This is a genomic window from Pseudomonas sp. Z18(2022) (assembly GCF_036346535.1).
GTDB lineage: Bacteria > Pseudomonadota > Gammaproteobacteria > Pseudomonadales > Pseudomonadaceae > Aquipseudomonas > Aquipseudomonas yamanorum_A.
The window spans coordinates 80,931-102,262 of sequence record NZ_JAOTOA010000014.1; the positions used below are offsets into that span (position 1 = coordinate 80,931).

The 21,332-nt window shown below is 63.0% G+C and carries 15 protein-coding genes and 1 pseudogene; 11 read left to right on the forward strand and 5 right to left on the reverse strand.

The genetic code is table 11. The features are described 5' to 3' along the window. Positions 1 to 298: 298 nt before the first annotated feature. The 3 genes and pseudogenes from V3W39_RS23790 to V3W39_RS23800 all read left to right on the forward strand — a co-directional run bounded on the left by V3W39_RS23790 (position 299) and on the right by V3W39_RS23800 (position 12,148). Complete coding sequence (locus tag V3W39_RS23790; RefSeq protein ID WP_442968425.1) at positions 299 to 10,864, forward strand: autotransporter-associated beta strand repeat-containing protein; 10,566 nt, start codon at positions 299 to 301, stop codon at positions 10,862 to 10,864. Positions 10,865 to 11,054: 190 nt separating this feature from the next. Further along, positions 11,055 to 11,135: pseudogene (locus tag V3W39_RS23795) on the forward strand (transcriptional regulator); the annotation flags it as partial. 116 nt (positions 11,136 to 11,251) lie between these two features. After that, entirely contained in the window at positions 11,252 to 12,148 is an 897-nt protein-coding gene (locus V3W39_RS23800; protein ID WP_256390446.1) for a LysR family transcriptional regulator, read from the forward strand. Here V3W39_RS23800 and V3W39_RS23805 read toward each other — a convergent pair. Next, on the reverse strand, positions 12,138 to 12,539 hold the full coding sequence (locus V3W39_RS23805) for a RidA family protein (protein WP_330213436.1): 402 nt from the start codon (positions 12,537 to 12,539) through the stop codon (positions 12,138 to 12,140). The genes V3W39_RS23800 and V3W39_RS23805 overlap by 11 nt on opposite strands. Positions 12,540 to 12,720: 181 nt before the next feature. On the opposite strand from V3W39_RS23805, the gene V3W39_RS23810 reads away from it, so the two are divergent. Then, on the forward strand, positions 12,721 to 14,274 hold the full coding sequence (locus V3W39_RS23810) for a DUF726 domain-containing protein (RefSeq protein ID WP_330213437.1): 1,554 nt from the start codon (positions 12,721 to 12,723) through the stop codon (positions 14,272 to 14,274). A gap of 41 nt (positions 14,275 to 14,315) precedes the next feature. Then, positions 14,316 to 15,638 (forward strand): Nramp family divalent metal transporter, encoded by a 1,323-nt coding sequence (locus V3W39_RS23815; protein WP_330213438.1) that lies wholly within the window; start codon positions 14,316 to 14,318, stop codon positions 15,636 to 15,638. A 10-nt stretch (positions 15,639 to 15,648) separates the two neighbouring features. Here the strand turns inward: V3W39_RS23815 and V3W39_RS23820 are convergent, their stop codons facing one another. The 3 genes from V3W39_RS23820 to V3W39_RS23830 form a co-directional block, all read right to left on the reverse strand. Continuing rightward, positions 15,649 to 16,026 carry a type II toxin-antitoxin system VapC family toxin gene (locus V3W39_RS23820; RefSeq protein WP_177044580.1) on the reverse strand — a complete coding sequence of 126 codons (378 nt, stop codon included), beginning with the start codon at positions 16,024 to 16,026 and terminating at the stop codon, positions 15,649 to 15,651. After that, positions 16,023 to 16,394 (reverse strand): type II toxin-antitoxin system Phd/YefM family antitoxin, encoded by a 372-nt coding sequence (locus tag V3W39_RS23825; protein ID WP_256352142.1) that lies wholly within the window; start codon positions 16,392 to 16,394, stop codon positions 16,023 to 16,025. Before V3W39_RS23825 ends, V3W39_RS23820 begins: the two co-directional genes overlap by 4 nt. 137 nt (positions 16,395 to 16,531) lie before the next feature. Continuing rightward, positions 16,532 to 17,464 (reverse strand): LysR family transcriptional regulator, encoded by a 933-nt coding sequence (locus V3W39_RS23830; RefSeq protein ID WP_177078570.1) that lies wholly within the window; start codon positions 17,462 to 17,464, stop codon positions 16,532 to 16,534. 118 nt (positions 17,465 to 17,582) lie between these two features. On the opposite strand from V3W39_RS23830, the gene V3W39_RS23835 reads away from it, so the two are divergent. The 3 genes from V3W39_RS23835 (at position 17,583) to V3W39_RS23845 (ending at position 18,791) form a co-directional block, all read left to right on the forward strand. Further along, complete coding sequence (locus V3W39_RS23835) at positions 17,583 to 18,068, forward strand: DMT family transporter (RefSeq protein WP_177078449.1); 486 nt, start codon at positions 17,583 to 17,585, stop codon at positions 18,066 to 18,068. Between the two features lie 4 nt (positions 18,069 to 18,072). Continuing rightward, positions 18,073 to 18,528, forward strand: coding sequence for a DMT family transporter (locus tag V3W39_RS23840; RefSeq protein ID WP_088425290.1), 456 nt, complete (start codon positions 18,073 to 18,075; stop codon positions 18,526 to 18,528). A 92-nt stretch (positions 18,529 to 18,620) separates the two neighbouring features. Next, positions 18,621 to 18,791 (forward strand): metallothionein, encoded by a 171-nt coding sequence (locus tag V3W39_RS23845; protein WP_008437063.1) that lies wholly within the window; start codon positions 18,621 to 18,623, stop codon positions 18,789 to 18,791. A 118-nt stretch (positions 18,792 to 18,909) separates the two neighbouring features. On the opposite strand, the gene V3W39_RS23850 is transcribed toward V3W39_RS23845, so the two are convergent. Continuing rightward, the gene (locus tag V3W39_RS23850; RefSeq protein ID WP_330213439.1) at positions 18,910 to 19,152 is read right to left on the reverse strand and encodes a DUF6555 family protein; all 243 of its coding nucleotides are present in this window, start codon (positions 19,150 to 19,152) and stop codon (positions 18,910 to 18,912) included. A gap of 117 nt (positions 19,153 to 19,269) precedes the next feature. Between V3W39_RS23850 and V3W39_RS23855 the strand changes: the two genes are divergently transcribed. The 3 genes from V3W39_RS23855 to V3W39_RS23865 all read left to right on the forward strand — a co-directional run bounded on the left by V3W39_RS23855 (position 19,270) and on the right by V3W39_RS23865 (position 21,287). After that, on the forward strand, positions 19,270 to 20,034 hold the full coding sequence (locus V3W39_RS23855; RefSeq protein WP_177044588.1) for an AraC family transcriptional regulator: 765 nt from the start codon (positions 19,270 to 19,272) through the stop codon (positions 20,032 to 20,034). 89 nt (positions 20,035 to 20,123) lie between these two features. After that, on the forward strand, positions 20,124 to 20,297 hold the full coding sequence (locus V3W39_RS23860; protein WP_177044590.1) for a DUF1427 family protein: 174 nt from the start codon (positions 20,124 to 20,126) through the stop codon (positions 20,295 to 20,297). Between the two features lie 30 nt (positions 20,298 to 20,327). Further along, positions 20,328 to 21,287, forward strand: a complete 960-nt coding sequence (locus V3W39_RS23865; RefSeq protein WP_177120804.1) for a quinone oxidoreductase family protein — start codon at positions 20,328 to 20,330, stop codon at positions 21,285 to 21,287. The last annotated feature ends 45 nt before the right edge of the window (positions 21,288 to 21,332 follow it).

Genomic DNA, 21,332 nt, shown 5'->3' on the forward strand with positions numbered 1-21,332 from the left:
GCCTTAGCGTTTTTCGCGAGCAAGCTCGCTCCTACAGGGGTAACACAGGGCGCTATTAGAGCGCTTTTTTACGTTTTGAAATCTGAATTTTTGCAGAGTCCAAGGCTCTCGCTTCAGCGTTCATTGGAGGGCGCCCGATTCTTACGAGGCACTCGCGAAAGTATTAATACCATTTATTTCAATGGCTTTTATGTACCCGGCTAACGTTTTGACAAACAGGATCAGTTGTCACCACGGTCAGGTATTTCGAAGTCGATGCGTGTTTGGATCTGTATTAGGGGCTTCTGCGCATTCATGGATGAAAGGCTTTGACCACAAGGAGTTTCACGTGGAAAGAAGACTTGCTACTGCCGCCACACCTCGTATTTCTCCTCTTAATCTTGCTATTCGCCTCGGTATTGCCGGCCTGGTTCTAGGCCTGGCGAGTTCCCCGGTGATGGCCGCCTGTACGCCTGGAAGCCCCCCGGCCGGTGGCACGGTGACGTGCAGCGGCGTGCCTACGCTGCCGTTGTTCTTGAACACTTTTTCCAGTGCGGTGAATGACCTGACCGTCAATGTGGGTTCGGCTGCCCAACTGAACGCGACGCTGGGTGGTCTGGCGCTGAACCTCACCGGCAATAACATTACCTTGAACAACGCGGGTCTGATCGACCCGGCGTTGCTCGGGCTTGTCACTGTGTTGAGTGGCGGTGTCGTGGCGGGTAACACAGGGGCGAGTGTGATGAACGTCACCAACGCCGCCACCGGGACCATTCGGGGTACTGGGGACCTGCTGGGGCTCAATCTCGCGAGCCTCAATGGTATGGCGCTTAACCTGCAAAACGGCGCCGGCGGCAGCACCAACATCGTGAACAATGGCACCATCGGTTCCACCGCATTGCTTAACCTTTCGTTGTTTTCCGCGGACACGCCGGTGGTCGCGATTCGCGGGGGCGCGCAAGTCAACGTGATCAACGCGGGCACGATCAACGGGCGGGTGGCTTTTGAAAGTTCCACCTCGGGTAATACCTTCGTCAACTCCGGTACGATTTCTGGCGGCGTCTCCATGGGGGCTGCCAGTACCAACACCTTCACCGCCATCACCGGTTCGACGATCTCCAGCGGTGGCGGTATAGGGCTTGAGCTGGGTGGCCTGATTGGCGTCAACCTGACCTTCGCCCCGACCGGCCAGATTGATGGCGGCGCAGGCGGCGTCAACTCGCTGATCCTGCAAAACCCCATTGGCATCGGCGGCGGCACCAGTGGTGTGGGCACGGTGTCCAGCGCCAACTACGTCAACTTCAACAACCTGACGCTCAACAGCGGCACCTGGACGCTCCAGGGGCCGGTGGTCAGTGGCAGCACGACCCTCAACGGCGGGGTTGCCCAATTCAACAATAGCCAGGCGTTTGGCAGCGGCGTACTCACCTCCAATGGTGGCGCGCTGCAGGCGAGCACCGGCGGCTTGAGCCTCAGCAACCTGATCAACCTTGGGGCCAGCGGCTTGACCCTGCAAGGCACCAATGCCATCACCCTGGGCAACGTGGTCTCGGGGCAGGGCGGTTTGACCAAGAACGGCACCGGGCAGTTGGTGCTCAGTGGCGCCAACACCTACCTGGGCAACACCAGCCTCAATGGCGGCTCCGTACAACTGGGCAATAACCTGGCCTTCAGCACCGGCACCGTGACCGTCGGTGGCTCGACGGTGCTCCAGGCACCGGGCACCATCACGTTGAACAACGCGCTGGTGCTGAATTCCGCCGTTGGCACCAGCGGTGTCGGCAGCCTCACCCTGGCCGGTGCCGTCAGCGGTGCCGGCGGGATCTCCAAGAACGGCAGTGGCAGCCTGACCCTCAGCGCCGCCAACACCGGCTACACCGGCAGCACCGATCTGAACGCTGGCACATTGATTGTCAGCAACAACAACTCCCTGGGTTCCGGTTCCCTGAACGTCAACGCCGCTGCCAGCCTGGGCAGCACCGGCGCCGTGGCGCTCGCCAACAACATTGGGCTCAACGGTAACTTGACCCTGCTCGGCAGCAATGCCCTGACCCTTGGTGGCGTGATCTCCGGGGCCAGCGGGCTGGTCAAGAATGGCAGCGCGACCCTGACGCTGACGGGCAACAACACCCAACTCGGGCCGACCGCACTCAATGCCGGCACACTGCAGGTGGGCAGCAACACGGCACTGGGGACCGGCGCGCTCAATACGGCCGCCGGCACCACGCTGGACGCCACGGCGGCGGTGACCCTGACCAATGCTGTCAACATGGCCGCCGACCTGATCATCGGTGGCACCCAGGCGCTGAGCCTCAATGGCATCGTCAGCGGTCTTGGCGCCGGCCTGATCAAGAACGGTACGGCGGCACTGAGCCTCGGTGGCGCCAATACCTACACCGGCAACACCTCACTCAACGCCGGTTCGCTGATCGTGGGGTCCAACACCGCGCTGGGCGCGGGCGGAACCTTGAACACCGCCGCCGGCACCTCGCTGGACGCAAGCACTGCCGTTACCCTGGCCAATGCGGCCAACATCACCGGTAACCTGAACATCGGCGGGACCGCTGACCTGACCCTTGGCGGCCTGGTCGGGGGCAGCGGAGGCCTGACCAAGAACGGTACGGCCAAGCTGATCCTCAACGGCGCCAATACCTTCCTCAGCGGTGTCACACTCAACGCGGGTACGCTCACCGCCGGCAATAACGCAGCCCTGGGCGTCGGCAACCTGACCGTCAGCGGCGCCGCGACCCTCGACAGCAATACCAATGTGACCCTGGGCAATGACGTTGCGCTGAATGCCGACCTGAGCGTGGCGGGCAGCAACGCCCTGACCCTGGGTGGGGTGCTGGCCGGCACCGGTCAGTTGATCAAGAACGGCGCGGCCAACCTGACCCTCAACGGTGTGAACACCTACAGCGGCGGCAGTACCCTTAACGCCGGCACCCTGACGTTGGGCAATGGCGCGGCGCTGGGCACCGGAGCATTGACCGTGGGCGGCGCCAGCAGCCTCAACGGCACCGGTGCGCTGGTGTTGAGTAATGCGATCAACCTCAATGCCAACCTGACTGCCGGCGGGGCCAACCCGTTGACCCTCGGTGGGGTGATCGCCGGCACCGGCGGCCTGATCAAGACCGGCGCTTCGAGCCTGACCCTCAATGGCAACAACACCTATACCGGCACCACGGCGCTCAATGCCGGGACCTTGATTGTCGGTTCCAATACCGCGCTGGGCACGGGCGCGCTGAACGCGGCCAACGGCAGCACCCTGGACGCCGACGCCGCCATCACCCTGGCCAATGCCCTCAACCTTGGCGGCAACCTGACCGTCGCGGGCAGCAACGCATTGACCCTCGGCGGCAGCGTCAACGGCATCGGTGGCTTGACCAAGAACGGCGCGGCCGACCTGACGCTCAACGGGACCAACAACTACCTCGGCGACACGACGCTCAACACCGGCAAGATTATCGTCGGCGCCAATAACGCCTTGGGCTCGGGCGTGCTGAGTACGGGTATCAATACCAGCCTGGACGCCAGTACCGCCGTCAGCCTGGGTAACCAGATCAGCATGACCGGCCCGCTGACCATCGGCGGTAGCGCCGACCTGACCTTGGGCGGTGTCATCAGCGGCAACGGTAACCTGGTGAAAAACGGCGCGGCCAACCTGATCCTCAACGGCGCCAATACGTTTATCGACGGCACCGGATTGAATGCCGGTACCCTGACCGTCGGCAACAACCTGGCCCTCGGCACCGGCAGCCTGGCAATCAACGGCGCGGCGACGCTGGACAGCAACGCCCCGGTGGCGCTGGCCAACAGCATCGCCCTCAACGCCGACCTCACCGTGGGCGGCACTCAAGGCCTGACGCTGGGCGGCCTCATTGGCGGCGCCGGCCAGTTGATCAAGAACGGCGCGGCCAACCTGACCCTCAACGGCATCAACACCTACAACGGCGGCAGCACCCTCAACGCCGGCACCCTGACGCTGGGCAATGGCTCGGCGCTGGGCACCGGCAGCCTGACGGTAGGTGGCACCTCGACGCTGGACAACAGCGCGGCGATGACCGTGAACAATGGGATCGTCCTCAATGCCGATTTGAACGTGGCCGGCAACAATGACCTGGCGCTCGGCGGCGTGATCAGCGGCGCCGCTGCGTTGAATAAAAATGGCCTGGCCGACCTGACACTCAGCGGTACCAACACCTTTACCGGCGCCCTGAATGTCCTGTCCGGCAGTGTCACCACCGCCAGCGCAGGCGCGTTGGGCAATACCTCGGGCGCGAATGTCAGCGCCGGTGCGTCGCTGATCATGGGCAGTGATGCCGGCCTCGCGACCCTTGCAGGCAGCGGTGATGTGCTGGTCAGCGGGAGCAACACGCTATCGGTGGGTGGCCTCAATTCCACCAGCACCTTCGACGGCGGCCTGAGCGGCAGCGGTGCCCTGGCCAAGGTCGGCACCGGTACCCTCAACCTTACCGGCATCAATGGCCTCACCGGTGACACCAACGTGAACGCCGGCACCCTGAACCTCAGCGGCTCGCTGGGCAGTGCCAACGTCAACGTCAATACCGGCGGGACCTTCACTGGTACCGGTTCGGTGCTCGGTACGCTGAGCGTCAACAACGGCGGCCACCTGGCCCTGAGCAGCGGCAATACGCTGTCGGCCGGTTCGCTGGTGATGGCCGGCAACGGCAACCTGGATGTGGCGCTTGGCGCACCGTCCACCAACTCGCTGCTCAACGTCGGCGGCAATCTGACCCTGGATGGCAACCTCAACGTGACCGATGCCGGCGGCTTCGGTGTCGGGGTGTATCGCCTGATCAACTACACCGGTGCACTTACCAACCTGGGGCTGAATGTGACCGGTGTGCCGGTGGGCTTCGGCCTCGGCGACCTGGTGGTGCAGACCTCGGTAGGCAATCAGGTCAACGTGCTGGTGTCTGCACCGAACGCCAACATCCGCTTCTGGGACGGCAGCCAGACCATCGCCAACGGCGTGGTGGACGGTGGCACCGGCACCTGGACGGCGGTCGGCACCAACTGGACTTCGGTCGACGGCTTGGTCAACCAGCCGTGGGCCGCCGACTTCGGCGTGTTCCAGGGCGCGGCGGGCACCGTCACGGTGGTGGGCACGCAAGCGTTCACCGGGCTGCAATTTGTCACCGATGGCTACAACCTGGTGGCGGGAGCGGCAGGGCAGTTGACGGCGGTGAACGGCACCGGCGGCAACACTGCGATTCGCGTCGACCCGGGCGCCACCGCCACCATCGGCGTTGGCATTGACGGCACTGGTACCCTGGCCAAACTCGACAGCGGCACACTGGTGCTCAATGGCGCCAACACCTTCACCGGAGGCACCGAGCTGCAAGGCGGTACATTGGTGGTGGGCAGCAACACCGCCCTTGGTACCGGACAACTGAGCACTTCGACCGGCACCAGGCTGGACAGCAACACCGCCATCACCCTGGCCAACGGGGTGAGTCTGGGCGGCAACCTGACGGTGGGTGGCAGCAATGCGCTGACCCTCAATGGCGTGATCGCCGGTACCGGTGGCCTGGTGAAAAACGGCGCAGCCAACCTGACCCTCGGTGGCAACAATGCCTTCCTCGGCCCGGTGGCGCTGAATGCCGGCGGGCTGATCCTGGCGTCCAATACCGCACTGGGCAGCGGCACACTTAACGTGGCGGGCGGTACCACGCTGGACGCGGCCTCTGCGGTCAGCGTTAACAACGCGGTAAACCTCGCGGGCAATCTGGGCATCGGCGGCACGGCTGACCTGACCCTCGCCGGCGTCGTTAACGGCGCGGGCGGCCTGACCAAGAACGGCGCGGCCAACCTGACGCTAAGCGGCTTCAACAGTTTTCTCGGTGGTACCACGTTGAACGCCGGCACCTTGACTGCCGGGAGCAACTCGGCGCTGGGCCTGGGCAACCTGACGGTGGGGGGCGCTTCCAGCCTGGACAGCAGTACTGTGGTGAGCCTGGGCAATAACGTCGTGCTCAACGCGAACCTGGCGGTGGCCGGCAGCAACAACCTGACGCTCGCGGGTGTGATCAGCGGCGCCGGGGGCTTGGGCAAAAACGGCAACGCCAACCTGACACTGAATGGCATCAACACCTATACCGGCGGTACCACCCTGAACGCCGGCACCCTGACTCTCGGCACCGCCGCAGCACTCGGCAGTGGCGCGTTGACGGTGACAGGGCCTTCGACACTGGACAACAGTTCGGCGCTGGCGCTGGGCAACAACATCACGGTCAACGACAACCTGAGTGTGGCCGGCAACAACAACCTGACCTTGACCGGCGTACTGGATGGCGCGGGCACCCTGACGAAAAATGGCGCGTCCGACCTGACCCTTGGTGGCAACAACACCTTCAGCGGCAACTTCGACGTGCTGGGCGGCAGCCTGACCACCTCCAGTGCCACGGCCCTCGGCAACAACGCCGGCTTGAACCTGGGTGCCGGTACCCAACTCAACCTCGGCGCTTCCAGCAGCCTCGGTAGCCTCACCGGCAGTGGCACGGCACTGGTCGGCGCCGGGAACACCCTCAGCCTGGGCGGTGGCAACCTGAGCAGCACGTTTGGCGGTGTGCTCGACGGTACCGGGCAGCTGAGCAAACTCGGCACCGGTACGTTGACCCTCAGCGGTATCAATACCCTGGCCGGCGACACCAGCATCAACGGTGGCACCCTGAATGTCAGCGGCTCCCTGGCCAGCGGCAACGTCGCGGTCAACAACGGCGCGACGCTTACGGGCACTGGCAGCCTGGGAGGCGCCGTCACGGTGGCTGATGGCGGTCACCTCGCGGGCGCGACCGGCAGCACCTTGTCGGTGGGTTCGCTGGTGCTGTCGGGTAATTCCAACCTGGATGTCGGGCTGGGCACACCGGTCGCTGGCGGTGGCAACGCGCTGATCAATGTCGGCGGCAACCTGACCCTCGACGGCAACCTCAACGTCAGCGATATCGGCGGCTTTGGCAGCGGTGTGTATCGCATCATCGACTACACCGGCGGCTTGACCGATAACGGCCTGGTAGTCGGCACCGTGCCTGGCAGCGTGACGCCGGGGGATCTGCAAGTGCAAACGGCGCTGGCCAATCAAGTCAACCTGCTGGTGACGGCGCCGAACACCACGGTGCAGTTCTGGGATGGCAGCCAACTGGTGGGCGACGGCAGCATCAACGGCGGCAGCGGCACCTGGGGCACCGGCACCACCAACTGGACCAGCGTGGATGGCACCGTCAACCAGGCCTGGGGCAACAGTTTTGCGGTATTCCAGGGCACGGCGGGTACGGTCACGGTCAACGGCACGCAGAGCATTACCGGGCTGCAGTTCGCCACCGATGGCTACAGCCTGGTGAACGGCACGGCAGGCGCGTTGAACCTGGTCAATGGCGGCACGGGGAACGCGGCAATTCGCGTCGACCCCAACAACACCGCCACGATCGGTGTGGCCATCAACGGCGCCGGTACGCTGGGCAAATACGACACCGGCACCCTGGTCCTCAATGGCACCAATGGCTACACCGGCGGCACGGCGCTCAACGGCGGCAAGCTGGTGGTGGGCAACGACAGTGCGCTGGGGACCGGCGTATTGACCACGGCCAACGGCACGGCGCTGGACAGCAACACAGCGGTCAACCTGGCCAATGCGGTGGTGCTGAACGGTACCTTGAATGTCGCCGGTTCCAACGCCTTGACCCTGGGCGGCGTGGTCAGTGGCAGCGGCAGCCTGGTCAAGAGCGGCGCGGCCAGCCTGACCCTCAATGGCAACAACACCTACAGCGGCGGGACGCAGCTGGCGGCAGGTACGCTGGTGCTCGGCAATAACAATGCCCTGGGCAGCGGCATCCTTGGCGTTACCGGCAATGCAGTGCTCGACAGCACGGCGGCGCTGCAACTCAACAACGCGATCAACCTCGGTGCGCAACTGGCCCTCGCGGGGACTCAAGACACCGTCCTCGGTGGTGTTATCAGTGGCACCGCCAGCCTGGTGAAAAACGGCACCGGCGCACTGCTGCTGACCGGCGCCAACACCTACAGCGGCGGCACCACCTTGAATGGCGGCACCACCACGGGTGACACCAGCAGCTTGCAGGGCGCGATCGCCAACAATGCGACCCTGACCTTCGAACAGGCGGCCGATGGCACCTACACCGGCAACCTCACCGGTGCCGGAGTGCTGAACAAGAACGGTACGGGCGACCTGCTGCTCAGTGGCAACAACGCCTTTACCGGCGATACCAACGTCAATGCCGGCGGCCTGCTGGTCAACGGCACCCTGAACAGTGCCAACGTGCTGGTCGGCAGTGGCGCGTCCCTGGGTGGTTCAGGCCAACTGGCGGGCACGGTGACCCTGGCAAGCGGCTCGACCCTGACCGCAGGCACCGGCGGTACGCCGTTGTCGGTCGGCGGCCTCAACCTGTCCTCGGGCACCAACCTGGACTTCAGCCTCGGCGCGCCGGGGGCTGCTACCTCGGTGGTGAATGTTGCGGGCAACCTGACCCTGGACGGCACACTTAACATTACCGACGCCGGTGGTTTCGGTACCGGGGTTTACCAGCTGTTCCGCTACGGCGGCAGCCTGACCGACAACGGCCTGGCGTACGGCACGTTGCCGTCGGGCATCCTGCCGGGGGCACTGACCTTGCAAACGGCGCTGGCCAATCAGGTCAACCTGTTGGTGCAAACCACACCGGGGCAAATCCAGTTCTGGAACGGCGGCACCACCAATCCTGATGGCACCATCACTGGCGGCAGCGGCACGTGGGGCCCAGGCACCAACTGGACCGATCCGAACGGCACCCAGGGCGAGGCGTCGACCAACCAGTTCGCGGTGTTTGGCGGCCAGGGCGGGACAGTGACAGTGGTGGGCACCCAGGGCTTTACCGGGGTGCAATTCCTCGACCCGAATTACTCGCTGGTGGCCGGTGCAGGCGGTAGCTTGAGCCCGACCAATGCACCGGACGGCAGCCTGGCCACAGCGCGGGTGAATGCCGGCGTGACCACCCAGATTGATGCGCCACTGGTGGGCGCCGGCGGCATCAACAAACTGGATGCGGGCACACTGGTGCTGACGGGCGCCAACACCTACACCGGCGGCACCACCGTCAGTGGCGGGACCCTGGCCGGTAACACCACCAGCCTGCGGGGCAATATTCTCAACAACGCGCGGTTGCTGTTCACACAACTGAGCAGTGGCCAATTCAACGGTGTGCTGAGCGGCACCGGTGCGCTGGTCAAGCAGGGCGCGGGGACGCTGCTGCTCACCGGCAACCAGTCGTTCAGCGGAACGGTGGCGGTGGATCAGGGCGTGTTGCAAGTTGGCAACGCGGCCAATCCCAACGCCATCCTGGGTGGGCAGGTCACCGTGGCTAACGGTGCCGGGCTGACAGGTAATGGCAGTGTCGGCTCGCTGGTCAACCACGGTGCGGTGACGCCCGACAGCGGCAAATTGAGTGTTGCCGGCAACTTCACCAATGCCGCCGATGGCGCGCTGAACCTGGTCATCACTCCATCGGCCGCAGGCGCCCTGGCGGTGGGCGGCACGGCAAACCTGGCGGGCACGCTGAACGTGGTTAACCTGGCACCTTATGCCGGGCCCACCACCTACACCTTATTGACGGCGGGTGGCGGGGTAACGGGTACGTTTGCCAGCACCAACCTTGAGAACCTGGCGTTCCTCAATACCGCCCTCAGCTACACCCCGAATGAGGTCGCCCTGGCAGTCAGCCGCAATAACGTCAGCTATGCCAGCGTGGCAGCCACCGGCAATCAGCGGGCGGTCGCGGCGGCACTGGGCAGCGGGGCAGCAGTGGGCGGTGCAGCGGTGCAAAACGCGCTGCTTAACGGCAGTGCAGCCAGTGCCCGCGCCGCTTTCGATAACCTCTCGGGGGAAATTCACGCCAGCACCGCCAGCGCTTTGCTCGAAGACTCGCGTTACATCCGTGACGCGGTCAATGAGCGCCTGCGCCAACCGGGTTGCTACCGCCAGGACGATCCACGCAGCAGCCTGGCACCGAGCGAAAACCAGTTGAGCAGCGCCGGTTGCCAAGGCGAAATGGTCGGCTGGGCACGTGTCCTGGGCACCTGGGGCCATATGGGCGGCGACAGCAACACCGCCCGCCTGGACCGCAACCTCGGTGGCTTCCTGCTGGGCACCGACAAGCAACTGGACGACGCCTGGCGCGCCGGTGTTGCCGCCGGCTACACTCGCAGCGACCTCGACGCCAAGCGCCGCAACTCCAGCGCCGATGTCGACAGCTATCACCTGATGGCCTACACCGCGTACCAGCAGGAAGCCTTTGCCGCACGTATGGGCGTGGCCTACAGCTGGCATGACATCGAGAGCAAACGCGATGTGGCAGTCGGTGATGTAGGCCAACGCCTGAAGGCCGACTACAAGGCTCGCAGTGCGCAAGTGTTCGGTGAAGTCGGCTACACCATTCAAACCGCCAGTGTTGCCCTGGAACCGTTCGCCGGCCTGGCCTACGTCAACTACGACAGCGACACCATCAAGGAGAAGGGCGGCTCAGCGGCCCTGCGCGGTGATGCCGATCAAGACATTACCTTCTCCACGTTGGGCCTGCGTGTCGGCCAGACCCTCACCCTGGGCAACGGCTCGAAGATCACCCCGCGGGGCAGCATCGGCTGGCGTCATGCCTTCGGCGATACCCAGCCGGATGCCGACCTGAGCTTTATCAACGGCGGTGGAGCCTCATTCAGCATCCAAGGCGTACCGATCGCCAAGGACAGCGCCGTGCTGGAAGCAGGCATCGACTATCAGATCAGCCCCAACGGCAAGCTTGGCCTGGGTTACTCCGGACAAGTCTCGCGCAACGACAAGGACCACGCGATGACTATCAGTTTCTCCCTCGGCTTCTGATCAAGGCCGGGTCCCTTCAACCGCCCGAAAGGGCGGTTTTTTTATGGGCGCTACCGTGCAGTTTGATCGTTCCTACCCTCTGCGTAGGAATGCAGCCTAGGATGCTCTGCGTCCCGTTCCGCTCCGCTAATAATCATACTGGAATAACCTACAAACACTTTCCCGGGAAGAACGGGAGGTTGTGTGCCTCATTCGTGCCATGGGAGGAGAGTTGGAGATTGTCGCCACGTTTCCGGATGGCCAGGTAAAGATTGAGAACTTTGCCAACTAAGTCATTCTTTCCATCAAAGCCCGGCCATACGCCGGGCTTTTTGTTATGTGAACGGTTGTCGCCATTGTGCAGATTTATGGACAATACTTGGTATTCTCGCCCCATCGGACATCACCGTGAACCAACTCCTTGCCATGCGCGCCTTCGTCCGTGTCGTCGAAACCGGCTCCTTCAGCCGTGCGTCCGACCAGCTGGCGCTGCCGCGTTCCACCGTCAGCAAGCTCATCACCGACCTGGAGAAGCACCTTGGCGTCAAGCTGATGCATCGCACCACCCGAGCGCTGGCGGCCACGCCGGAAGGGCTTACGTACTACAACCATGCGCTGTGCCTGGTGGCCGAACTGGACGAGTTGGATAACGCCCTGCGCGGGCAGAAGCTCAAGCCCGGTGGTCACCTGAAGGTGGATGCGCCGGCGTCCTTTGCCAATTGCCTGCTGATCCCGGCGCTGGTGGATTTTCATCGGGAGTATCCCGACATCACCATCGCCCTGGGCATCAGCGACCGCGCCGTGAATATCGTGGGGGAGGGGGTGGATTGCGTGCTGCGGGTGGGCAAGCTGGATGACATGGCCATGATTGGCCGCAAGGTCGCAGACCTTGAGTACATCACCTGCGCCGCACCGGGCTACCTGGAACGTATGGGCACGCCCGCTTCTCCCGAAGACCTCGAGCAAAACCACCTCAAGGCTGGCTATTTCTTTGCCGGGTCGGGTAAACCGGAGCCGTTGATTTTCGAGAAGGGTGCCGCCCGTCATGAAATAGGCAACTGCGGGTTTTCGACCAACGAAGGCAATGGCCTTAAAGAGATGCTGCTCGCCGGCCTGGGCGTCGGGCAGCATTTCAAGTCCATCGTTGACTACTACGTTGAGACCGGCCAGTTAGTCCCGGTGCTGGCGGACTGGACCCGGCCCGCCACGCCGCTGCACATCATCTACCCGCCCAACCGGCATCAGAACGCCCGGTTGAAGGTGTTTATCGACTGGGTGATCGAGCGGTTCGGCGTCAGGCAATGATTGCCGTCACGCGGATTTCAATGCGCATCGCCGGCAGGCCCAGGGCCTCCACCCCCAGTTCGGTCCAGATCGGTGAGTGATTGGGCATGTAATGGCGGTACCACTTGACCATCTGCTCGTTCACCTCGGGAGGAAAACCGCCCACGTGGTAGGAGTTGACGTGGACCACATGCTCCCAGCCGGCACCGGCTTGCGCCAGGGTGCGTTCCAGGTTCTGGAAGGCCAGGGCAATCTCGTCGGTGAGGGACTCGGGTATCTGGAATGCGTCGTCCCAGCCGCCCTGGCCTGAGGTTTCAACGCGGTTGCCGATTTTTACGGCTTGGGCGTAATGCAGCGTTTCGCGTGCGATGTCGCCATAACCTGGGGTGATGAAAAATTCGGGCTTGCTCATGGTGTTCCTCGGTTCCAGTAGTTGACCCGACAAAGGCTAATGGACTGAATGGCTGAACAAAATCCGTGTTTTCTGTCATCACTGTGCATGGCTGTGGATAGTCCGGGTATCAGTTTTTCACATTCCCGTGCCTCACCCTTTGTTACTATCGCCCTCCGTCGTCACCAGGAGTCACTGCCACATGCAACACCAGTGGGATGAAATGCACCGTACCCGCAAGCCCACGTTTGTGCTGTGTGGCGAGCCCCAGGGGGAGGTGCTCAATCTCTACGTCCATGGTTATTCGGCGTTCTTCAACCAGCAGCAGCTGGGCAATTTTTCGCAGCAACTGGCAACCATCGAAGGCTCCACCAACCTGATGCTGTTCTGGCCGGCCGGGCATTTCCTGGAAAACCTGTTTGCGCCGTTCAAGGACGTGATCGCCTCGATGCTCGGCGGCGGTAGCCTGGGGGCGGCGACCATTGGGGTGGGCAAGGCGATTGCCTATTTCCTTGACCACTACAAGAGCGTCGAGGCGCGGGTGGACGAGGTGGCTAAAAGCCTGCTGCCCGAGCTGGCCAACTACCTGCACGGCGAGTCGATCAAGGTGCGGCAGATCAACCTGATCGGCCATTCCCTGGGCGCGCGGATCCTGGTCAAGAGCCTGCTGGCCAGCCCTGAAGTGGCCCGTGAGTTGCCGCTGAACAACCTGTTGTTGATGGGCGGCGCCATTTGTACGTCCAGCCCGTGGGACCAGGTGTCGGCGCCACTCACGGGGCGCGTGATCAATTGCCACTCCAGCAAGGATTGGGCCCTGGCGCTCAAGCCCGACACTGAACGTTGCATCGGCCGGTACGCAATCCCGCTGACGCCTGCGCTCAAGGCCAAGGTGGCGAATGTCCACTTGGCAACCTTTGACCACGCCGCCTACTGGCCGCAGTTGAAGACGGTGGTGCAGTACACCGACCTGTTGCAGGAGCGCCGGGGCATGATCCGCGCCGATCAGCGCAGCAGCGAAGTTCGGTTTGCCGAAGAGGATGTCGACCTGTTCCCGCTGTTGCTGCAGGCGCGACCGGAAGAGTTGAAGTTTTTCGCCGAGCTGATGGCGCAGAAGCGCAGTGCGTCTATCGATGCCACGGTGCGTGAGCCGTTGAAGCTGGCCATCGAGTTGCAGCGCATGGGCGGCGACACCTTTATGAACCTGGCCCGGGGCCATGGCGTGAGCTATCGCGAAATCGCCCAGGATGTGGCGCAGCGCGTGGGCATCAAGTTCGATGAGCCGATCGAGACCGTTGCACTGGCGGCGCTGGAACTGCAGGTCGCCGAGCGGCTGATCGAGCAATACAAGGACAAGCTCAGCCAGGCCGATCGCCAAGTGTTCGAGGCCGAGTTGAAGGCAGCGGCGCAGAAAGAGCAGGGCTTTTTCAATCGATTCGATGTCGGGCGTTCAGCGACGACCGCCCTGAGTGGCACCGCGCTGGCCGGGCTCACCGGGTTTATCCTGCGCCGGGGCGCTGCTACGGCAATTCCGGTGGTTGGGCAGGCGCTGGCCGCCGCGATGCTGCTGGTGACCGGGGTGCGGGCATTTTCCGGCCCGGCGTACTCCATCACTACCTTGGCGGTGCTGGTGATCGGGGTGATTCGCGAGCGTATGGAGCGCGAGGCGCTGAACCAGGAGATGGATCTGGTGGTCCAGGTGGTAGAGGCGTTTGATCTGCCCCGGGAGACGGTGATGCGTACCGTCGCGTCTGACTGATAAGCTGCGTTCACGTCTTGTGTGAATGCCTGGTACCCCGCGTGAAATTCAGCCTGCCAAAAATCGCTACCGCCCCGTTCTGCCCGCCGGAAGTCGCCGGCTCCATCGTCGTTGATCCCAGCGCTTCATTTTTCAAGCGCATACTGAAATTTGCCGGCCCCGGCTTGCTGATTTCCATCGGCTACATGGACCCGGGTAACTGGGCCACGGCCATCGAAGCCGGTTCGCGCTACGGCTACAACTTGTTGTTCGTGGTGCTGTTGGCCAGCCTGGCCGGGATGGCGGTGCAATGCCTGTGCTCCCGGCTGGGCATCGCCACCGGCAAGGACCTGGCGCAATTGAGCCGTGAGCGCTACAGCCGGCGCTCGTCGTTCGTGCAGTGGGTCCTCGCGGAAATCTCGATCATCGCCACCGACCTCGCCGAAGTCCTCGGCTGCGCCCTGGCGTTTCACCTGTTGCTGGGCGTGTCCCTGACCACCGGGATTGTGATCACCGCCTTCGATACGCTGTTGATCCTGGCCCTGCAAAACCGCGGTTTCCGCCGGCTGGAAGCGATCATGCTGGCGCTGGTGGCGACCATCGGCGTGTGTTTCTTCATCGAGCTGGTGCTGATCAAGCCTTACTGGCCCGACGTGTTCCGTGGTTTCACGCCGTCGCTGTCGGCCATCAGTGATGCCGCACCGTTGTACCTGGCCATCGGCATACTGGGCGCCACGGTGATGCCCCATAACCTGTACCTGCACACCTCCATTGTGCAAACCCGGCTGTTCGGCAAGGACCTGGCCAGCCGCCAGGACGCGGTCAAGCTGGCACGTATCGACACCATTGGTTCCCTGGCCCTGGCGCTGCTGGTGAACGCGGCCATCCTGATACTGGCCGCCGCGGCGTTCCACCAGACCGGTCACACGGACGTAGTGGAAATCCAGGACGCCTACCACTTGCTGGACCCGCTGGTGGGCGGCGCCTTCGCCAGTGTGCTGTTCGGTGTTGCGTTGTTGGCGTCCGGCCAGAGCTCGACGTTCACCGGCACCATCGCCGGGCAGGTGATCATGGAGGGCTACCTCAACCTGCGTATTCCCTGCTGGCAGCGGCGCCTGATCACCCGTGGCCTGGCGCTGATCCCGGCGTTCCTCGGGGTGTGGCTGATGGGCGACGACGCCATCGGCAAGTTGCTGATCCTCAGCCAGGTGGTGTTGAGCCTGCAGTTGCCGTTTGCGTTGTACCCGCTGATCCGCATGACGGGTGACGAGCGCCTGATGGGGCCGTTCGTTAACCGTTTGCCGACGCGCCTGCTGGCTTGGGGCTTGTTTATAGTGATCAGCGCGGCAAATGCCTGGCTGATCGGGCAGTGGGTGTTTTTTTGAACCCGGTGATTCAGGTCAGAACCGCCAATGACGTGTATTTCGCCACCATCGGATCGGCCGTCACCAGCTTCATCGGTTCGATGATGGCCGTCGCGATGATCAGTCGGTCAAACGGGTCTCGGTGATGGTGCTCGAGGTCCTTCACCGCGATGGCGTGTTCTGAGGTGATGGGTAATTCCACGTAACCGCTTTCGAGGCAGTATTCGCGAATTTCCTCCAGGTTGACGTTGAGCTTGCCGAGCCCGACCTTTATTGCCAGCTCCCAGAATGTGGCAGCGCTGACGTAGATTTCTGCCGCGTTCTCGATCAGCTTTCGGGCCTTGGTGGACAGTTTTGGATCATCGCTCAGGGCCCACAGCAGGATGTGGGTGTCCAGCAACACCCTCATGGGTGGTTTCCCTCGAACGCATCCAGCATGTCGTCTGGCAATGGCGCATCAAAGTCATCCGGTACCACCAGTTTCCCTTTCATTGCGCCGATGCGTCGGCCTGTCGGTTTCCCGACGGGGACAAGGCGGGCCATGGCGCGCCCATGCTTGGCGATGGTGATGATCTGGCCGGCGGCGGCATCATCGACCAGTTTCGACAGGTTATTTTTTGCTTCGCCCAACGGTACGGTAATCATGTGGTCTTCTCCGGATTTTGGCCAAATATAGCCAAAATTTCGAAGCCAGGCAAAGGTCAGCCGACTGCTGGTCGAGGGTGATTTTTGCGCGTGTGAGTGGGTGTTTCCGAACGGGTAATGACTGGCATCCATGACGTCTCTCCTGAAGGAATTCATCGAAGTCTGCCCGAGTGCAAGAGACTTTGGACCAGTGTTTCGCAAAAACAGACCGGACTTACCCGAAGGAGAATTTTCTCTGACAGGGTGGGGCGAATAGGGGCACTGAGGGTTCAACGGTCCCAGTACGGCACCGTCCCAAAACACTCGACGAAGTAGTCGATCACGGTGCGCACCTTCAACGACAACCGCCGACTACCCGGCCACAACGCGGCAATCTGTTGCGGCTCCAGGGTCGTCGCCACTTCATAGTCGGTCAGCACCGCCTGCAGCGTACCGGCGCGCAGGCCTTCGCCGATCAGCCACGATGGAAACACCACCAGGCCAAGGCCTTGTTCGGCGGCGTGGGTCAGGGTGTCGGCATGGTTGCCGGTGATCGGGCCTTTGACGCTGTAGGGCGTCCAGTCACCCTGGTCACGGCGGAAGAACCAGCGCTGCTGGCCGGTAACGCCCTTGTAGGCCAGGCATTGGTGGTTGACCAGTTCGTCGGGATGTTGCGGTGTACCGAAACGCTCCAGATAGCCGGGACTGGCGGCGAGGCGGAAGCGCTGGGGAGCGAAGATTCGCGCCTGCATGCCGGAATCGTTCAGCACGCCAATGCGAAACAGCAGGTCGGTGCCGTCTTGCAACGGGTCGACATAGGTGTCGGTTTGCTGGATATCCAGTTGCAGCTTCGGATAACGCCGGCACAACTCCCCCAGCCAGGGCGACAGATGGCGCTGGCCAAACACCATGGGCGCGTTGATGCGCACCAGCCCACTGGGTTCGCTTTCCTGTTCCTGCAGCGCCTGGCCGGCGGCTTCCAGTTGCTCCAGCATCAACCGTGCATGACGGCCCAGCAGGCGCCCGGCTTCGGTAGGGCTGACGGCACGGGTATGCCGATACAACAGCTGCTGGCCCAGGGCCTGTTCCATCAGCTGGATTTGCCGGGAAATGGAGGAGGGCGCCAGGCCCTCGCGGCGTGCGACTTCAGAGAAACTGCCGTAGTCCAGCACGGCGACAAACAGGCGAAGCGCCTTGAAACTCAGTTCGTTCAAGCCCTGCATCATCACTCCGTTCTGTGCGATTTACGCAAAGGTGTTGTCGGCATGCTCCCATTTATCGCACAGCAGTGCCACCGGATAATGCGCGCCATTGTTCCTCTCTCTAACGCGCAGGTGATGTATGCAGGCTTCTTCAATGGCGGGGGTGGCTCAGGCCAGGCCCAAGACGTTTCTTCGGTTGCTGTTGCTGCCACTGGTGATTTTCGCCGGCATGGGTTTGTCGGTAGAGGCCGGGTTGCTGGGCCCGCTGGGTGTGCAGGTCGGGCATTTGTGGGCGACCTTGAGCATCTTCGGCGTCGGCTCGGCGATCCTGTTTTTGCTGCTGCTGTTCAGCGGTCCGCAAAAGGGCCCGGCGTTGACCGATCTGCCGCGCTGGCAATTGATTGGTGGCTTCCTGGGGCCGATGTACGTGGTGGTGCTGACCCTGGCCACACCGCATATCGGCATCGCGATGACCATGATCGCGATCTTGTCGGGCCAGGTGGGCAAGAGCGTGCTGATCGACCACTTTGGCTGGTTCGGCACTGCACGCAAGCGGGTCAACGTGGAGCGTTGGATCGCACTGGGGTTGATTGTGGTGGCACTTGTTCTGATTGCACGGGGTTAAGGCGATGAATCTGATTCTATTGTTGGTAGTGGTGGTGGCCGCCGGTGCGGTGTTGAGTGTGCAGGCAGCCATCAACGGCCGCCTCGGGCAGGCGGTGGGCGTATTGCGCAGCAGCCTGCTGACGTTTGTGGTGGGGGCAATCAGTACGGGTTTGCTGATTCTGTTCTTTGAACCGGCCCATGCCGTCAGCCTGCTGGACGTGCCGAAATGGCAACTGACCGGGGCGTTGTTCGGGGTGGTGTACATGATGGTGATGGTCGGTGCGGTACCGATTGTCGGCACTGCGGTGGCCACGGTGGCCGTAATTGTCGGCCAGTTGGGCATGGGCATGCTGATCGACAACTTCGGCTGGCTCGGCAACCCTGCCATCGAGCTGTCCGGCAGCCGGATCGTGGCGATGCTCTGCCTGGCGCTGGCCCTGGTGTTCATGTACCGCAGCAACGCTCGTCGGGCGGACTAACGGGCCTTTGAACCTTGCATCATTGCCTATAGTCACTCCTTGAGGTGCCGGCGTTCGCCGCACCTGGACGACCATGAAAAAGGAGTCTGACCATGCAAGAGAAAACATGCGCCTGCCCTCACTGCAACTGCCAGTTGGGGAAAAACGCGGTGATGAAGGATGGCAAGGGCTATTGCTGCCAAGGCTGCGCCGAGCATCATGCCCATGGTGAGCCTTGTGCTTCGGCGACCGGGTGCGAATGTGCCAAGTCGGCCCATGGCTAACGCAGGCCACCTCCTGTAGGAGCGAGCTTGCTCGCGAAACACCCGAGAGCGACGCGGGGCACCAGATGCCCCGCGTCATCGTTAACGACCTTCGCGAGCAAGCTCGCTCCTACAGGTTTCAGACACTGGAGCGCGCATCCGAGCGGCGCCATTGCACGTTTTCGATGCCGAATTTCTCGGCCTGGGGCTGGCTGGTCTTCTTCACCTGCTCCCGGGCAAAGCGCCCGATGCGACCCACGCCCGCGTCGCAGCTTGCCCAATGCCAGGCTTCGGCGGTGTCGAGTTTTTCCAGGCGGATGATGAATGACTTGGGCTGGCCATGCAGCGTGTAGTCGATCACGAAAAGTTTTGCGTTAGTCATGGATCCGTTAACCCTCCTTGTGTCTTTAAGTGACCCTCCCCAGACGGTAAAAATTCACTCGGATTATCCGACACGGGTCATTACCATGGCTGTCCATCCTTCAACGATGTGCCTTCCATGGCCCTTGCCGCGCCCCCCGACCTCAGTAACCACGCCGTCCCCGTGCAACCCTTGGCGCGCACCTACCCGCGTGGCTTGTACGTTGAGCCGCATCAACACGATTGGGGCCAGTTGCTGTATGCGATGAGTGGCGTGATGTGGGTCGAGACGCCCCAGGAAGCGCTGGTGGTGCCGCCCCAGCGCGCGGTGTGGCTGCCGCCGGGTGTGGAGCACGGGATTCGCGTGGTGTCCGACCTGCAGATGCGCAACATCTACCTGCGCCCGGCACTGGCCGCGACCCTGGACAGCCAGGTGCAAGTGATCGAGGTCGGCGGGCTGCTGCGCGAACTGATCGTGGCGTTGGTAGAGCAGGGCGACAAGGGTGATCAGGCCTACTACGAGGCAGTGGTCGGCCTGGCCCTGCTGGAACTGCAACGGGCCCGGCGTTCGCCGATCCGCATTGCCTTGCCCGTGGGCGCCGACCGGCGACTGATGAGCGCGTGCCAGGCGGTGATGGCGTCGCCGTCCCTGGACATTCCCTTCGAGCAGCACGCCGAAGCCTCCGGTGCCAGCGTGCGCACCCTGGCCCGGCTGTTCCAGAACAGCCTGGGCATGGGCTTTGCCGAGTGGCGTCGGCAGGTGCAACTGGCCACCGCCGTGGCCGAGTTGATCCAGGGCCAGTCGGTCAGTGCCATCGCCCGGTCGCTGGGTTATTCACCCAGCAGTTTCAGCGACATGTTTCGCCGTGAACTGGGGATGGCCCCGTCGCAGTATCCTGTCTGAGGCTTGGCCGAAATCCTGAAGCACTTGGCCGATGCTTCGGATTTGAGCCCCCTACACTGACCGCATCAACCCTTGCTGCGGAGCGTTCCATGAATTACCTGATTTCCTTGGCCATCGGCCTGTTGGTCGGCGTGATTTACGGTGCCCTGGACTTTCGTTCGCCTGCGCCTCCCGCCATCGCCCTGGTGGGGCTGATGGGCATGTTGATGGGCGAGAAGCTCTGGCCCATGGGCCGGCAGTTGATCAGCAGCTGGTTGTCCTGAAACCCTTTTTAACCTCGATGGATGTTGGCCATGAAAGCACTGCAATTTTCCGCCACCGGCGATCTCGCTGCCCTTGCTTACGTCGAAGTTCCCACTCCGGTGCCGGCAGTGGGTGAAGTCCTGGTGCAGATCAAGGCTGCCGGGCTGAACCCCAGCGACGTCAAGAACGTACTCGGGCGTTTCCCTTACACCACGTTGCCACGCATTCCCGGGCGTGATTTTGCCGGGGTCGTGGTTGAAGGCCCGCAGCACCTTGTCGGCCAGGAAGTCTGGGGCACCGGCCGTGACCTGGGCTTTTTTGCCGACGGTTCCCACGCCCAGTACCTCACCGTGTCGGCCAAGGGCGTGGCCCACAAGCCCAGCCATTTGAGCTTTGCCCAGGCCGCCAGCCTCGGCGTGCCTTACACCACGGCGTGGGACGCCCTTGAGCGCAGCGGTGTCGGCAAAGGCACGCGTTTGCTGGTGATTGGTGCCAACGGGGCGGTAGGCAGTGCGGCCCTGGCCCTGGCGAAAATTCGTGGGGCCCAGGTGCTGGGGGCCGTGCGTCGGCCGGAGCAGGTCGAGGCCTTGCGTGAGCAGGGTTTCGAGGGAATTTTACTGGGGCAGCCGGAGGCGCTGGGCGGGCAGGTCAATGCCTTGTTCGGCGGGGGCGCCGATGTGATTTTCGACACCACCGGCTTCTGGTTGCCGGCTGCCGTGGCGGCGCTGGCGCCTTTCGGTCGTATCGCAATCATCGCCGCGCCGGTGGACGGGCACGTGCAACTGCCGGCCCTGGCGTTGTACCGCAAGGGCGGTTCGGTGGTGGGGATCAATTCGTTGCTCTACAACTGCGAGCAGTGCGCCGTGATGCTGGAGCAGTTCGGGCGGTTCTTTGACGAGGATTTGTTGCCGTTGCCGACCGGCTTGCGGGAAGTATCGCTGGCCGACGGTGTGCAGTGCTTTGAGGAAGTGAACCAGGGCAGCGCAGACAAGATTATCTTCCTGCCCTGATCAACCCCTGTAGGAGCGAGCTTGCTCGCGAAAAGCCTGAGAACG

Bases quoted from the DNA above. Each gene is read 5' to 3' on its own strand.
- V3W39_RS23855 (WP_177044588.1), top strand. From the start codon at position 19,270: ATGGCCCTTGCCGCGCCCCCCGACCTCAGTAACCACGCCGTCCCCGTG.
- V3W39_RS23805 (WP_330213436.1), bottom strand. From the start codon at position 12,539: ATGAGCAAGCCCGAATTTTTCATCACCCCAGGTTATGGCGACATCGCA.
- V3W39_RS23840 (WP_088425290.1), top strand. From the start codon at position 18,073: ATGAATCTGATTCTATTGTTGGTAGTGGTGGTGGCCGCCGGTGCGGTG.
- V3W39_RS23790 (WP_442968425.1), top strand. From the start codon at position 299: ATGAAAGGCTTTGACCACAAGGAGTTTCACGTGGAAAGAAGACTTGCT.
- V3W39_RS23830 (WP_177078570.1), bottom strand. From the start codon at position 17,464: ATGCAGGGCTTGAACGAACTGAGTTTCAAGGCGCTTCGCCTGTTTGTC.
- V3W39_RS23850 (WP_330213439.1), bottom strand. From the start codon at position 19,152: ATGACTAACGCAAAACTTTTCGTGATCGACTACACGCTGCATGGCCAG.
- V3W39_RS23820 (WP_177044580.1), bottom strand. From the start codon at position 16,026: ATGAGGGTGTTGCTGGACACCCACATCCTGCTGTGGGCCCTGAGCGAT.
- V3W39_RS23865 (WP_177120804.1), top strand. From the start codon at position 20,328: ATGAAAGCACTGCAATTTTCCGCCACCGGCGATCTCGCTGCCCTTGCT.
- V3W39_RS23810 (WP_330213437.1), top strand. From the start codon at position 12,721: ATGCAACACCAGTGGGATGAAATGCACCGTACCCGCAAGCCCACGTTT.
- V3W39_RS23860 (WP_177044590.1), top strand. From the start codon at position 20,124: ATGAATTACCTGATTTCCTTGGCCATCGGCCTGTTGGTCGGCGTGATT.
- V3W39_RS23825 (WP_256352142.1), bottom strand. From the start codon at position 16,394: ATGGATGCCAGTCATTACCCGTTCGGAAACACCCACTCACACGCGCAA.
- V3W39_RS23835 (WP_177078449.1), top strand. From the start codon at position 17,583: ATGCAGGCTTCTTCAATGGCGGGGGTGGCTCAGGCCAGGCCCAAGACG.
- V3W39_RS23845 (WP_008437063.1), top strand. From the start codon at position 18,621: ATGCAAGAGAAAACATGCGCCTGCCCTCACTGCAACTGCCAGTTGGGG.